Origin of the sequence: Kitasatospora sp. NPDC057692, assembly GCF_042799475.1 — a bacterium.
Lineage (GTDB): Bacteria > Actinomycetota > Actinomycetes > Streptomycetales > Streptomycetaceae > Kitasatospora.
Window position 1 is genome coordinate 25,118 of sequence record NZ_JBHVIV010000061.1, and the last position, 13,538, is coordinate 38,655.

At 74.7% G+C, this 13,538-nt stretch carries 12 protein-coding genes; 8 read left to right on the plus strand and 4 right to left on the minus strand.

The features are described from left to right. Nucleotides 1-22: 22 nt before the first annotated feature. Together ACFVFS_RS28565 and ACFVFS_RS28570 are read right to left on the minus strand one after the other, a co-directional pair. The gene (locus ACFVFS_RS28565; RefSeq protein ID WP_380627591.1) at nucleotides 23-931 is read right to left on the minus strand and encodes a transporter substrate-binding domain-containing protein; all 909 of its coding nucleotides are present in this window, start codon (nucleotides 929-931) and stop codon (nucleotides 23-25) included. 134 nt (nucleotides 932-1,065) lie between these two features. Next, on the minus strand, nucleotides 1,066-1,839 hold the full coding sequence (locus ACFVFS_RS28570) for an amino acid ABC transporter ATP-binding protein (RefSeq protein WP_380627592.1): 774 nt from the start codon (nucleotides 1,837-1,839) through the stop codon (nucleotides 1,066-1,068). Nucleotides 1,840-2,265: 426 nt separating this feature from the next. On the opposite strand from ACFVFS_RS28570, the gene ACFVFS_RS28575 reads away from it, so the two are divergent. Together ACFVFS_RS28575 and ACFVFS_RS28580 are read left to right on the plus strand one after the other, a co-directional pair. Beyond that, entirely contained in the window at nucleotides 2,266-3,018 is a 753-nt protein-coding gene (locus ACFVFS_RS28575) for a response regulator transcription factor (protein ID WP_380627593.1), read from the plus strand. 6 nt (nucleotides 3,019-3,024) lie between these two features. Continuing rightward, nucleotides 3,025-4,464 (plus strand): sensor histidine kinase, encoded by a 1,440-nt coding sequence (locus tag ACFVFS_RS28580; RefSeq protein WP_380627595.1) that lies wholly within the window; start codon nucleotides 3,025-3,027, stop codon nucleotides 4,462-4,464. Between the two features lie 27 nt (nucleotides 4,465-4,491). Here the strand turns inward: ACFVFS_RS28580 and ACFVFS_RS28585 are convergent, their stop codons facing one another. Further along, on the minus strand, nucleotides 4,492-5,499 hold the full coding sequence (locus tag ACFVFS_RS28585) for a TAXI family TRAP transporter solute-binding subunit (RefSeq protein ID WP_380627596.1): 1,008 nt from the start codon (nucleotides 5,497-5,499) through the stop codon (nucleotides 4,492-4,494). A gap of 73 nt (nucleotides 5,500-5,572) precedes the next feature. On the opposite strand from ACFVFS_RS28585, the gene miaB reads away from it, so the two are divergent. Next, entirely contained in the window at nucleotides 5,573-7,075 is a 1,503-nt protein-coding gene (gene miaB, locus ACFVFS_RS28590) for a tRNA (N6-isopentenyl adenosine(37)-C2)-methylthiotransferase MiaB (RefSeq protein WP_380627597.1), read from the plus strand. Between the two features lie 79 nt (nucleotides 7,076-7,154). Continuing rightward, nucleotides 7,155-7,853, plus strand: coding sequence for a class III extradiol dioxygenase subunit B-like domain-containing protein (locus ACFVFS_RS28595; RefSeq protein WP_380627599.1), 699 nt, complete (start codon nucleotides 7,155-7,157; stop codon nucleotides 7,851-7,853). 13 nt (nucleotides 7,854-7,866) lie between these two features. Here ACFVFS_RS28595 and ACFVFS_RS28600 read toward each other — a convergent pair whose 3' ends face one another. Then, nucleotides 7,867-8,136: an antitoxin gene (locus ACFVFS_RS28600; RefSeq protein ID WP_380627600.1), complete on the minus strand. Its 270-nt coding sequence runs from the start codon at nucleotides 8,134-8,136 to the stop codon at nucleotides 7,867-7,869. A gap of 154 nt (nucleotides 8,137-8,290) precedes the next feature. Between ACFVFS_RS28600 and miaA the strand changes: the two genes are divergently transcribed. From miaA to ACFVFS_RS28620, 4 genes are all read left to right on the plus strand, one after another. Further along, on the plus strand, nucleotides 8,291-9,250 hold the full coding sequence (gene miaA / locus ACFVFS_RS28605) for a tRNA (adenosine(37)-N6)-dimethylallyltransferase MiaA (RefSeq protein ID WP_380627601.1): 960 nt from the start codon (nucleotides 8,291-8,293) through the stop codon (nucleotides 9,248-9,250). Between the two features lie 227 nt (nucleotides 9,251-9,477). Next, nucleotides 9,478-10,023 carry a hypothetical protein gene (locus ACFVFS_RS28610; RefSeq protein WP_380627602.1) on the plus strand — a complete coding sequence of 182 codons (546 nt, stop codon included), beginning with the start codon at nucleotides 9,478-9,480 and terminating at the stop codon, nucleotides 10,021-10,023. 47 nt (nucleotides 10,024-10,070) lie between these two features. Beyond that, nucleotides 10,071-10,982 carry a diaminopimelate epimerase gene (gene dapF / locus ACFVFS_RS28615; protein ID WP_380627603.1) on the plus strand — a complete coding sequence of 304 codons (912 nt, stop codon included), beginning with the start codon at nucleotides 10,071-10,073 and terminating at the stop codon, nucleotides 10,980-10,982. 204 nt (nucleotides 10,983-11,186) lie between these two features. Continuing rightward, nucleotides 11,187-13,499 carry a RelA/SpoT family protein gene (locus tag ACFVFS_RS28620; RefSeq protein ID WP_380627605.1) on the plus strand — a complete coding sequence of 771 codons (2,313 nt, stop codon included), beginning with the start codon at nucleotides 11,187-11,189 and terminating at the stop codon, nucleotides 13,497-13,499. Nucleotides 13,500-13,538 lie beyond the last annotated feature (39 nt).

The following is a 13,538-nucleotide window of genomic DNA, read 5'->3' on the forward strand; positions in this document are numbered from 1 at the left end:
TCGACTCGGGGGAGCGGGCGGATCAGTAGCGGTCGAGGGCCGGCGGCTGCGGCGCGGTGGAGCCGGACAGGCCGAGGGTGGCGTCGTAGGCCTTCTTCCAGTCGCCGTTGTCCTGGTGGGCCTTGATCGCGTCGCTGATCGCGTCGCGCAGCGCCTTGTCGTCCTTGTTCAGGCCGACGCCGTAGTTCTCCTTGGTGAAGGGCTGGCCGACCACCTTGAGCTTGGGCGCGTACTTGGAGGCGTAGCCCTTGAGGATGGCGTCGTCGGTGGTGACCGCGTCGACCTCGCCCGACATCAGCTTCTCGACGCAGGCCGAGTAGGTGTCGAACTGGGTGATCTTCGGCGAGTACTTCTCGATGTTCTTGATCGAGGTCGAGCCGGTGGCGGTGCAGACGTTCTTGCCGTTGACCGAGTCCGGGCCGGTGATCGCCGTGTTGTCGGCCTTGACCAGCAGGTCCTGGCCGGCGATGTAGTACGGGCCGGCGAAGGAGACGCTCTTCTTGCGCTCGTCGTTGATGCTGTAGGTGCCGACGTAGAAGTCGATCTGGCCCTTGGAGATGGCCGGCTCGCGCTGCGAGGAGACCAGGGTCTGCCACTTGATCTGCTGCGGGGTGAAGCCGAGGTCGGCGGCGACCATCTTGGCGATCTCGATGTCGAAGCCGCTGCGGTCGCCGCTGGCGAGGTCCTCGAAGCCGAGGAACGGCTGGTCGGCCTTGGCGCCGATGATCAGCTGGCCGCGCTGCTTGGCGGCGGCCAGGACCGCCGAGTCCACCTTGACGTCGGTCTTCACGGTGTAGGTGGGCAGGGCCGGCGCGGCGCTGCCGCCGGACGCGGTGGTGGTGGCACCGGGGGTGCCGTCCTTGCCGCAGGCGGCGGTGGCGGTGAGCGCGACGGCACAGAGCGCGACGGCGAAGGTGCGACGGGTCCTCATGAGGGTCTCCTCGGGCTGGGCCACGGGTCAACCGGGCTCTGGCGACGGCAGGTCGGAACGGTCGGACGGGGGCCGGGCGGGAGCGGGCGCGCGGCGGCGCCCGCGCCGCCGTCGGCCGGGACCGGCCCGGGGGATCAGTGGTGCAGGATCTTGGAGAGGAAGTCCTTGGCGCGGTCGGAGCGCGGCGCGGTGAAGAAGGCCTCCGGGGTGTTCTGCTCGACGATCCGGCCGTCGGCCATGAACAGCACCCGGTTGGCGGCGGAGCGGGCGAAGCCCATCTCGTGGGTGACGACCACCATCGTCATGCCGTCGGCGGCCAACTGGCGCATGACCTCCAGCACTTCGTTGATCATCTCGGGGTCGAGGGCCGAGGTGGGCTCGTCGAAGAGCATCACCTTCGGGTTCATCGCCAGCGCGCGGGCGATCGCGACGCGCTGCTGCTGGCCGCCGGACAGCTGGGCCGGGTACTTCTCGGCCTGGGCGCCGACCCCGACCCGCTCCAGCAGCTCGCGGGCGGTCGCCGCGGCCTTGTCCCGGGCGATGCCGCGGACCTTCACCTGGCCGAGGACCACGTTCTCCAGCACGGTCTTGTGGGCGAACAGGTTGAAGCTCTGGAAGACCATGCCGACCTCGGCCCGCAGCCGGGCCAGCTCCCGGCCCTCGGCGGGCAGCGGGCGGCCGTCGATGGTGATCGTCCCGGAGTCGACGGTCTCCAGCCGGTTGATCGTCCGGCACAGCGTGGACTTGCCCGAGCCGGACGGGCCGATCAGCACGACCACCTCGCCCTGGTGGATCTCCAGGTCGATGTCCTGGAGCACGTGCAGCGCGCCGAAGTGCTTGTTCACGTGGTGCAGGACCACCAGGGGAGCGGCGTCGGCAGGGGAGTCCTTGTCGAGGCTCGTGGTCATCGCGCCGGCTCCCTCGGGTCGGCCGCAGGGAGTGAACTCCCTTGGGCGGCAATGGCGGTAGGAATCCGAGGGCCGCAACCGGCGGAGTCGCGACCCTCGGTGGGGCGACCATAGGAGTCCTGACGGCGCCACGTCAGCCGATCTGAGCGGAACTTGAGGATCACGATCCGGCCACACGGTCGGCGGGTGCTGTTCACCCGGGTCCGATCCGGGCACAGTGGCAGCGTCCGCAGCCGCGAGGGGCGTGATCGCGGAGCCCCGCCGGGGCCGGCCGCCCCCGCCACCGCCGCCGCCGGAGCCTGGCGTCCGGGCCGTCCCTGGCCCATACTGCGCAGAACCGGGACCCGCCCGGCAGGGGGAGCGGCCACGACGCACGACGGCCGCGGCACAGACCCCCGGAGAACGGTCCGGGAGAGGAGGAGACCCATGCGACTGCTGCTCGTCGAGGACGACGAACGTGTGGCCGCCGCGCTGGTCGCGGTCCTGGGCCGGCACGGCTTCCAGGTCCGGCACGCCCGCAGCGGCCACGAGGCGCTGGACGCGCTGGTGCCGGACGGCAACGAGCCCTACCGGGTGGTCCTGCTCGACCTCGGACTGCCCGACCGGGACGGCTTCGAGGTCTGCAGCCGGATCCGGGCCGGCAGCGGTGTCCCGGTGATCATGGTGACCGCGCGCGCCGACATCCGCTCCCGGATCCACGGCCTCAACCTCGGCGCCGACGACTACGTGACCAAGCCCTACGACATGGGCGAGCTGCTCGCCCGGATCCACGCGGTGGCCCGCCGCGGCGCCGCCCCCTCCGCCGTCGCCGTGCCCGCCCCGGACGCCGTCCCGCAGCAGCGCGGCCCGCTGGAGTCCCGCGGCATCGTGATCGACCGCGAGCGCCGCCGGGTCAGCGTCGACGGCCGGGACGTCCCGCTCACCCGCAAGGAGTTCGACCTGCTGGCGCTGCTCGCCCAGAGCCCCGGCGTGGTCTACCGCCGCGAGCAGATCTTCAGCGAGGTCTGGCGCAGCGGCTGGGAGGGCAACGGCCGCACCCTGGAGGTGCACATCGGCTCGCTGCGCACCAAGCTCGCCCTGCCCGGCCTGGTCGAGGCCGTCCGGGGCGTCGGCTACCGGCTGATACCCGAGTGCCCGACCGCCGCCGACCCCGCGCCCCCGGCCCGCACGGAGCACTGACCGCACGTGCGCACCCGCCTGCTCGGCATCCTGATCGCGCTGATGCTCTGCGTGCTCGCCGCCCTCGGCATGCCGCTCGCGGCCGCCTTCGCGGCCGCCGAGCAGAGCCGGGTGGTCGTCGACCGGCTGGACGACGCGGCCCGGTTCGCCCAGGACCTGCCGACCTCCGGCGTCTCCGGTCTGGAGTCGGCGCTCAAGGGCGAGCCGCAGCCCGCCCCCGGCGACCTCAGCCGTCGGCACGCGCTGGACGCCGAGGTGGCGCGCTACCACGAGCTCTACGGGGTGCGGATCGGCATCTTCCAGCGCGACGGCATGCCGCTCGCGGTGGCTCCGACCGGCTGGCGGGTGCCCTCCGGGGGCTGGGCCGACCAGGCCTTCCAGGAGGCGCTGGACGGCCGGCGCAGCCACAACCCGCCGCAGGTGTGGCCGTGGACCCCGGACCGCACGCTCACCGTCGCCACCCCGGTGGTCCGCGACGGCGACGTGGTCGCCGTGGTGCTGAGCGAGTCCCCGACCGGTGCGCTGCGCGCCCGGGTGGTGCGCAAGTGGCTGGTGATCGGCGTCGGCGAGGCCGCCGCGATGATCGTCGCGGTGCTGCTCGCCGCCCGGCTCACCGAATGGGTGCTGCGCCCGGTCCGCACCCTGGACCGGGCCACCCACGACATCGCCACCGGGCGGATGAACGCCCGGGTGGCGCCCGGCGGCGGGCCGCCCGAGCTGCAGCGGCTCGCCCGCTCGTTCAACGAGATGGCCGACCACGTGGTGCTCGCCCTGGACCAGCAGAAGGCCTTCGTCGCCGACGCCTCGCACCAGCTGCGCAACCCGCTGGCGGCGCTGCTGCTGCGGGTCGAGCTGCTGGGCCTGGAGCTGCCGGAGGGGCACGAGGAGGAGCTCGGCGGGGTCCGCGAGGAGGGCGCCCGGCTGGCCCGGGTGCTGGACGACCTGCTGGGGCTGGCCACCGCCGAGCACGCCCGCCCCGAGCCCGAGCCCACCGACCTGGCCGTGCTCGCCCTGGAGCGGGTGGACGCCTGGCGGCCGCTGGCCGGGCAGCGCGGGATCGAGCTGGCCTGGGAGGGCCCGGCGCTGGCGCTCGGTCTGGCCGACCCGATCGGCTTCGGCAGCGCGCTGGACGCGGTGCTCGACAACGCGCTGAAGTTCGGTCCCGAGGGGAGCCGGGTGCGGGTGCTGGTCGCCGCCCGGCGCGACGAGGTCGCGGTGACCGTCTCCGACCAGGGCCCCGGCCTCACCGAGGAGGAGCTGGCCCGGGTCGGCGACCGCTTCTGGCGCAGTCCGCGCCACCAGAACGCGGACGGATCGGGCCTCGGCCTGTCGATCGCCCGCACCCTGCTCCAGGCGGCCGGCGGCTCGCTCACCTTCGGCACCGCGACCCCGTCCGGCCTCGCCGTCACCCTCGCGGTGCCCCGGGCGGGGCGCAAGGAGTCCTGAGCCGGGAGGTGCCGGGCGGCGGCTCCGTCAGGGCTTGACCGAGCGGTAGTAGCGGGCGGCGCCCTCGTGCAGGGGGAGCGGGTCGGTGTAGACGGCGGTGCGCAGGTCGACCAGCTGGGCGGCGTGCACCTGGGCGCCGATCTGGTCGCGGCTGTCGATCACCGCCCGGGTCATGCCCTGGACCAGGTCGGCGTCCACGTCGGCCCGGGTGATCAGCAGGTTGGGCACGGCGACGGTGGCGACCGCGTCCTCGGGCTCGGCGTTCGGGTAGGTGCCCTTCGGCATGGTGGCCGCCCGGTAGGCGTCCGTCCCGCCGCCCCCGACCGAGTGGATCGCCTCGGCGAGGTCGCTCAGCGGCACGATCCGGATCCGGACGTGCTCGGACAGTGCGGTGAGCGCGCTGGTCGGCAGGCCGCCGGACCAGAAGAACGCGTCCAGCCGGCCGGCCCGCAGCTCGTCGGCCGCGTCGCCGATGCCCAGGAAGGCCGGCCTGATGTCGCGGTCCGGATCCAGTCCGGCCGCCGCCAGCAGCCTGCGGGTCACCAGGTTGACGCCCGAGAGCGGCTGGCCGACGCCGACCCGCAGGCCCTTGAGGTCGGCGGCGCGGTGCACGGGGGAGCCGGCCGGGACGATCAGCTGGAGGTAGTCGTCGTAGAGCCGGGCGATGGCCCGCAGCTTCTCCCGGCCGGGGCCGGTGTACTGGGCCACGGCGTCGGCGGTGGCGATCGCGAAGTCGTCCTGGCCCGAGGTGACCCGGGCCAGGTTGTCGACCGAGCCCTCGGAGTTGTCCAGCTCCAGCCGCACCCCCGGCATCGCCTTGGCGAGGTGGGCGTCCAGCAGCTGTCCGTACCGGTCGTACACCCCCTGCTTGACGCCGGTGGCCAGCCTGGTCTCGCCGCGCGGGCCGGCGGTCGGACCGCTCGCGGACAGCCACCAGCCGCCCAGGCCCGCGGCCAGCAGGACCAGGACCGGCACGATTCGCCACAGCGGCCGGCGGGCCGCGGCGCGGAGGCGGGAGGGAGAGCGGGAGGCCATGCAGGGATAGTGCCAGGCGGGTGCCGGGAACGGGAGGGGAAAACCTCTTCGCGGGTGCCCGTACCCTGGTCGGGTGAGCGGTGACAGCGGATCGAAGAGCTACAAGGTCGTCACGTACGGCTGCCAGATGAACGTCCACGACTCCGAGCGGCTCTCCGGGCTGCTGGAGGACGCGGGGTACGTCAAGGCGGGGCAGGACGGCGACCCGGACCTGGTGGTGTTCAACACCTGCGCGGTGCGGGAGAACGCCGACAACAAGCTGTACGGCAACCTCGGGCAGCTGGCCCCGGTCAAGAGCCGCCACCGGGGCATGCAGATCGCCGTCGGCGGCTGCCTGGCGCAGAAGGACCGCGACACCATCGTCCGCAAGGCCCCCTGGGTCGACGTGGTCTTCGGCACCCACAACATCGGCCACCTGCCGGCCCTGCTGGAGCGCGCCGCGGTCGAGCGGAAGGCCCAGGTCGAGATCCTGGAGTCGCTGGAGACCTTCCCCTCCACGCTGCCCACCCGCCGCGAGTCCGCCTACGCCGCGTGGGTCGCGATCTCGGTCGGCTGCAACAACACCTGCACCTTCTGCATCGTCCCCGCGCTGCGCGGCAAGGAGGAGGACCGCCGCCCCGGCGACGTCCTCGCCGAGATCGAGGCGCTGGTCGACGAGGGCGTCATCGAGGTCACCCTGCTCGGCCAGAACGTCAACGCCTACGGCTCCGACCTGGGCGACCGCGAGGCCTTCTCCAAGCTGCTGCGCGCCGCCGGGCAGATCGAGGGCCTGGAGCGGATCCGCTTCACCTCGCCGCACCCGCGCGACTTCACCGACGACGTGATCGCCGCGATGGCCGAGACCCCGAACGTGATGCACCAGCTGCACATGCCGCTGCAGTCCGGCTCGGACACCGTGCTCAAGGCGATGCGCCGCTCCTACCGGCAGGAGCGTTTCCTCGGCATCATCCGCAAGGTGCGGGAGGCGATGCCGGACGCGGCGATCTCCACCGACATCATCGTCGGCTTCCCCGGCGAGACCGAGGAGGACTTCGAGGAGACCATGAAGGTCGTCCGCGAGGCCCGCTTCACCAACGCCTTCACCTTCCAGTACTCCAAGCGCCCCGGCACCCCGGCCGCCGAGATGGACGGCCAGATCCCGAAGGCGGTCGTCCAGGCCCGCTACGACCGGCTGATCGCCCTCCAGGAGGAGATCTCCTGGGAGGAGAACAAGAAGCAGGTCGGCCGGACGCTGGAGATCCTGGTCGCCGAGGGCGAGGGCAAGAAGGACGACCGGACCGACCGGCTCTCCGGCCGCGCCCCCGACAACCGGCTGGTGCACTTCACCCGGCCCGCCGAGCCGGTCCGGCCGGGCGACACGGTCACGGTGGAGATCACCTACGCCGCCCCGCACCACCTGCTGGCCGAGGGCCCGACGCTCGCGGTGCGCCGCACCCGGGCGGGCGACGCCTGGGAGAAGCGCCAGGCCAAGCCCGCCGCCAAGCCGGCCGGCGTGATGCTGGGCCTGCCGTCCGTCGGCGCCCCGGCGGCGCTGCCGCTGGCCGCCCCGGCCGGCGGCGCCTGCTGCGGGGACTGACCCCGCGACCGCGTGAACGGCCCGGCGGGACCCTCCGGTCCCGCCGGGCCGTTCCGCGTTCTTCGTTAGAGTGATCCACATGCTGGTTGCCGCCGCCGTCTGCCCCTGTCCGCCGCTGCTCGTCCCGGAGGTCGCCGCCGGGGCGGCGGCCGAGCTGGAGCCGCTGCGCGCGGCCTGCGACGAGGCGCTCGGGGTGGTGCTCGCGGCCGCTCCGGAGCTGCTCGTGGTGGTCGGCACCGGGCCGGAGGCCGAGGTGTGGACCGAGGGCGGGGCCGGCTCGTTCCACCGCTACGGCGTGCCGCTGGTGGCCGCGCTGCCGGGCGGCCGGGCCGAGGGGCCGGAGCTGGCGCCCGCGCTGACCGTCGGCGCCTGGCTGCTCGGGCGGGCCGGGGTGACGCTCCCGACGCACGCCTGCGCGGTGCCGGCCGACGCGCCCGCCGACCGGATGCTCGGGCTGGGCCAGGGGCTGGCCGGGCTGGCGGACCGGGTCGGGCTGCTGGTGATGGGGGACGGCAGCGCCTGCCGGTCGCTGAAGGCGCCCGGCTACCTGGACGAGCGCGCCGAGGGCTTCGACGCGGGGCTCGCGCGGGCGCTGGGCTCGGCGGACACCGCGGCGCTGGCCGCGCTGGACGCGGGACTGGCCGCCGAGCTGAAGGCCGAGGGCCGGGCGCCCTGGCAGGTGCTGGCCGGCGCCGCCGAGGGCGCCGGCCTCACCGCGCGACTGGGCTACCAGGACGCGCCGTACGGCGTGGGGTACCTGGTCGCCTCCTGGAGCTGAGCCGCCCGTCCGGTCAGGCGGGCGGGGTGCTGCCCGGACCGGTGCCGGTACCGCCGCCGGGGCCGGGGCCCTCGGGCTTCTGGGCGAAGTCGTCCACGGCGCCCTTGGCCTTGCTGGTGCCGTGCTCGATCTTCTCGGTGTACTTGCCCTTGGTGGCCTTGTCGATCGCGCCGCCGGCCTTCTCCACCGCGCTCCCGATCTGATCGCTGTGCTTGCCGGCGAACTCGCTGGCCTTGTCCTTGAGCTCCTCGGCCTTGCCCTTGAGGTTGTCCATCAGACCCATGACGCCTCACCGTTCCTCTCTGTCTCTCTCACAACGTCCGTCAGGGCGGAACCGTTCGCAACGGGACGGGTCGGCCGAAAGCGGGGATACCGGGGAAACCGGGTGCAACCGGCCGGGTCGTCGGCGGCCCGGCGTTCCCTGGCAGACTTGACCGGTGAGCAGCTCCACCACCGCCCAGTCCGCCCGCCCCCGCGTCGTGTCGGTCGTCGGCGCGACCGCCGCCGGAAAGTCCGACCTGGCCGTCGCCCTGGCCCGCGCCCTCGGCGGCGAGGTGATCAACACCGACTCGATGCAGCTCTACCGCGGCATGGACATCGGTACGGCCAAGCTCACCGAGGAGGAGCGCGGCGGCGTCCCGCACCACCTGCTGGACATCTGGGACGTCACCGAGGCCGCCAGCGTCGCCGAGTACCAGCGGCTGGCCCGGGCCGAGGTCGACCGCCTGCTCGCGGCCGGCCGCACCCCCGTGCTGGTCGGCGGCTCCGGCCTGTACGTCCGGGCGGCGATCGACGAGATGGAGTTCCCGGGCACCGACCCCGCGGTCCGGGCCCGGCTGGAGGAGGAGCTGGCGCAGGCCGGCCCGTACGCGCTGCACCGGCGGCTGGCGGAGCTGGACCCGGCCGCGGCCGAGGCGATCCTGACCGGCAACGGCCGGCGGATCGTCCGGGCGCTGGAGGTCATCGAGATCACCGGGCGGCCGTTCACCGCGAACCTGCCGAGCAACACGGCCGTGTACGACGCGGTGCAGATCGGCGTCGCCGTGCCGCGCCCCGAGCTGGACGAGCGGATCACCCTGCGGGTGGACCGGATGTGGCGGGCCGGGCTGCTCGACGAGGTGCGGGAGCTGGAGGAGGCCGGGCTGCGCGAGGGGCGCACCGCCTCCCGGGCGCTCGGCTACCAGCAGGTGCTCGACCAGTTCGCCGGCCTGTGCACGGAGGACGAGGCGCGCGCCGAGACGGTCCGGGCCACCAAGCGGTTCGCCCGCCGGCAGGAGTCCTGGTTCCGCCGGGACGACCGGATCCACTGGCTCGCCCGGCCGGCCGGCACCGACCCGGTGGAGCTGCTGGACCGCTCGCTGGAGCTGATCGACCGTCAGGAACCCGCCGCCCGGTAGGCGCTTTCCGGCCATCCGGCGGTGCAGTTGCGCGCGCAGAAGGCCGTGCAGGACGGCATGGCGGTCACGGCCGGATCACGTGATGGCCACGGATCACCCGTCGGCCCCGGTCAGGCCCGGAACGCCACTCTGGACATGCCATCATCGATGTCATAAGGGTCGGCCCGGGCGGGCCGACCGTGTCCGGCCGCGAGTCGCACTCGTGTCGAACTGTCAGGGGAGGCCGCGTGTCCACGGGTACCGGCCCCGATACCGGCCAGACTGCCAGGTCCGTCAAGGGCGCGCCCGGCAGCGGGGGCAGCGCCACCGCGCAGGCCGCCGGGCTCGACGCCTCGACGCCGCCCGACCTGCCGGTGCTGCCCGGCCTCGACGCGCCCACCTCCTACGCGGTCGCGCTGCCGGTCCTGGACACCAACGCCCCCGCCGGCGCGGTGCACGAGCGGGAGATCCGGCCGCGCCGCCGGCTCCGCTGGTGGCAGATCCTGCCGATCGCCCTGCTGGCCACCACCGGCTCGCTGATGTTCGCCTTCCCGCTGGCCTTCGGCTCGGCCGGGGCCGGCTCGGCGATGATCGGGATGCTCGGCCTGCTGCTCACCGCGGCCTCGCTCGGCTGGGGCGCGATGGCGGCCCGGCACGCGGGGTACAAGTGGCCCGGCCTGCCGCGCCGCGGCACCGGCGAGCGGGCCGGGTGGAAGGCGATCGTGATCTACACGCTGATCATGCTCGCCGCGTGCGCGCTGGCCCTGTGGCGGGTCGTCCGGCTCTCCGGCTGACGCGCCCGCCCGTCATCGGGCGGCCCCTCCTCGGTACCATCGGAAGGGTGACCGCATCCTCCGCGCAGCCCGTCGGCCTCCCCTTCCTCAAGGGGCACGGCACCCAGAACGACTTCGTCATCGTCCCCGACCCGGACGGCCGGCTGGCCATCGGCCCCGAGGCCGTGGCCGCGCTGTGCGACCGCCGGGCGGGCATCGGCGGCGACGGGCTGCTGCGCGTGGTGCGCTCCGCCGCCGACCCGGCGGCGGCCGACCAGGCCGACCTCGCCGAGTGGTTCATGGACTACCGCAACTCCGACGGCTCGATCGGCGAGATGTGCGGCAACGGCGTCCGGGTCTTCGCCCGCTACCTGGTCGAGGCCGGGCTGGCGAAGCCCGGCGAGCTGCCGGTGGCCACCCGGGCCGGCCTGCGGACCGTGCGGGTCGCCGAGGACGCCGAGGACGGCACGCCCGGCGAGATCACCGTCGACATGGGGCGCGCGCTGCTGCCCGGCCCGGACGGGATCGAGGTGGCGGTCGGCGGGCGCAGCTGGCCGGCCCTGAACGTGAACATGGGCAATCCGCACGCGGTCGCGTTCGTCGAGAGCCTGGAGCACGCCGGCGATCTGCGGACCGCGCCGCCGGTGAGCCCCGAGGGCGCCTACCCGGAGGGCGTCAACGTCGAGTTCGTGGTGGACCGCGGGCCTCGGCACGTCGCGATGCGGGTGCACGAGCGCGGCTCCGGCGAGACCCGCTCCTGCGGCACCGGCGCGTGCGCCGTCGCGGTGGCCGCCGCCCGGCGGGACGGCGCGGACCCCGCGGTCACCGGCGAGGCCGTGACCTACACGGTGGACGTGCTGGGCGGCCGGCTGACGATCACCGAGCACCCGGACGGCCGGGTGGAGAAGACCGGCCCGGCGGTCATCGTCGCCCGCGGCGAGCTGGACCCGTCCTGGTCGGCGCTGGTCCGGGGGGCCTGACCCACCGTCACCCGGCGGCGACCGCTCAGATGTGCGGGCCGGTCGCGGCCGGGCCGGCGTTTCCCCAATTCCTCCGGAATCGAATCCCCCCGTTCGGGTGATACCCATGACGGACGGGAAGCGGGGCCTCGCGGAACGTGCTCTGCTCGGTAGCATGGACCACCGGGTCGGCCCACGCCCCCGGTACTGCTGCCGGAGGTGCCGATGACCATCGAAGCCGGGCAGCCCCTGGCGGGGCAGCCGACGTCCGAACGGCAAGCCGGGCCCAGACGCCCGCTCGGCGGGTTGGGCCGGGCCGCGCTCGGCCGCGCCGGGCGCGCCGCGCTGCTGGCCACCGGCCGTCCGCCGGTTCCGGACGCCCTCGAACCACTGGTCCAGGCCCACCGCAGACACCATCCGCAGGCCGACCTCGGCCTGCTCGGGCGCGCGTACCGGCTGGCCGAGGCGAGCCACCGCGGCCAGAAGCGCAAGAGCGGCGAGCCGTACATCACCCACCCGCTGGCCGTCACCGTGATCCTGGCCCAACTCGGTGCCGGGACGACCACCCTGGTCGCCTCGCTGCTCCACGACACGGTCGAGGACACCGAGTTGACGCTGGAGCAGGTGGCCGAGGGGTTCGGGCCCGAAGTCGCCTATCTGGTCGACGGGGTGACGAAGCTGGAGAAGGTCGACTTCGGCGCGGCGGCCGAGGCGGAGACCTTCCGCAAGATGCTGGTCGCCACCGGGGACGACGTCCGGGTGATGGTCATCAAGCTCGCCGACCGGCTGCACAACATGCGCACCATCCGGCACATGAAGCCGGCCAGCCAGGTGCGGATCGCCAAGGTCACCCGGGACGTGCTGATCCCGCTGGCCGAACGGCTCGGGATCCAGGTGCTCAAGGCGGAGCTGGAGGACATCGTCTTCGCCACCCTGCACCCCGAGGAGCACACCCGCACCCGCGCCCTGCTCGGTCGGCACGAGACCGGGCCGGACACCCTGCTGGCGCCGTTCGCCGGGACGCTGGCCCGCCAGCTCGCCGAGGCCGGGATCGCCGCCGAGGTCACCGTCCGCCCCCGGCACTGCGTCTCGCTGCACCGGGTGCTGCTCAAGCGGGCCGCCGCCCCCGGGCCGGACGGCAAGCCGCAGGGGCCGCAGCCGGCCGACTTCGGACGGCTGCTGGTGGTGGTCGAGGAGAACGCCGACTGCTACGCGGTGCTCGGCGAGCTGCACACCTGCTGGACCCCGCTGCCGGGGGAGTTCAAGGACTTCGTGGCCGCGCCGAAGTTCAACCTCTACCAGTCCCTGCACACCGCGGTGGCGCTGGCCGGCGGCGCGGTGGTCGAGGTGCTGGTGCGCACCCGCCGGATGCACGAGGTCGCCGAGACCGGGGTGGTCGCGCTCGGCGACCCGCGCCAGCCCGGGACCGGCGGCGACCAGGGCCGGGACGAGCTGGACCGCACCGACCCGGCCCGGCCGGGCTGGCTCTCCCGCCTGCTGGAGTGGCAGCAGGAGACCCCGGACCCGGACGCCTTCTGGTCCGCGCTCACCGCCGACCTGGCCGGGGACCGCGAGATCACCGTGGTCACCGAGCGCGGCGAAACGCTTCAGCTCCGGGCCGGCGCCACCTGTGTGGACGCCGCCTACCTGCTCGGCGAGCAGACCGGCCACCGCTGCATCGGGGCCCGGGTGAACGGCCGGCTCGCCGCGCTCTCCACCGTGCTGCACGACGGCGACCGGGTGGCCATCCTCACCGAGGAGACCGCGGGACCGGCGCCCGAGTGGCTCGCGCACGCCCGCACCCCGGGTGCCCGGCTGGCCATCGAACGCTGGCTGGCCGACCACGCGCCGCGCCGCCCGGTGGTGCGCACCGGCCCGTCCGCCGGGCAGCCCGCGCCGCCGGACCGCCCGGTCGCGGCCGGCCGGCCCGCCGCCCCGGTCACCGTGGACGGCCGCCCCGGGGCGCCCGTCCGGCTGGCCCGCTGCTGCACCCCGGTGCCGCCGGACGAGATCGCCGGCTACCCGATCCGAGGCGGTGCGGTCGCCGTGCACCGGGCCTGCTGTCCGGCGGGGGAGCGGATGCGGGCCGACGGCCGGGCCGCCCTGGACGTCCGCTGGCGGCCCGGCGGCGCCCCGGCGGCCGGCTACCGGGCCACCCTGCGGGCCGAGGCGCTGAACCGGCCCCGGCTGCTGGCCGACCTCACGGCGGCGATCTCGGCGGAGGGCGTCGGGATCGTCTCGGCCGAGGTGGAGCCGCCCCAGGAGCTCCGGGTGCGGCACACCTACACCGTCGAGCTGCCGGACCCGGCCGCGCTGGCCGCCGTGCTGCGGGCCATGCTGCGGGTGTCCGGGGTGTACGACGTGGAGCGCCCGCACGCCCCGGCGGGCGGCGGCCCGGGCCGCGCCCCGCACACCCCGGCGGTCCGGGCGGCGGAGGACCCGGCGGCCGCCCCGGCGCCGGCGGAGGAAAACGGGATGACCGGCGCGCGCCCGGCGTGCGACCATCATGGGGAATTCACGGCCGGACCGCGGCGTTGACCGGGCGGAGGAGTCTCAGCCCGACCCGCGGCCCCGAGG

Coding starts and splice junctions, on each gene's coding strand:
- ACFVFS_RS28620 (WP_380627605.1), top strand. CDS start 11,187: ATGACCATCGAAGCCGGGCAGCCCCTGGCGGGGCAGCCGACGTCCGAA.
- ACFVFS_RS28585 (WP_380627596.1), bottom strand. CDS start 5,499: ATGGCCTCCCGCTCTCCCTCCCGCCTCCGCGCCGCGGCCCGCCGGCCG.
- ACFVFS_RS28600 (WP_380627600.1), bottom strand. CDS start 8,136: ATGGGTCTGATGGACAACCTCAAGGGCAAGGCCGAGGAGCTCAAGGAC.
- ACFVFS_RS28575 (WP_380627593.1), top strand. CDS start 2,266: ATGCGACTGCTGCTCGTCGAGGACGACGAACGTGTGGCCGCCGCGCTG.
- ACFVFS_RS28565 (WP_380627591.1), bottom strand. CDS start 931: ATGAGGACCCGTCGCACCTTCGCCGTCGCGCTCTGTGCCGTCGCGCTC.
- ACFVFS_RS28595 (WP_380627599.1), top strand. CDS start 7,155: ATGCTGGTTGCCGCCGCCGTCTGCCCCTGTCCGCCGCTGCTCGTCCCG.
- ACFVFS_RS28570 (WP_380627592.1), bottom strand. CDS start 1,839: ATGACCACGAGCCTCGACAAGGACTCCCCTGCCGACGCCGCTCCCCTG.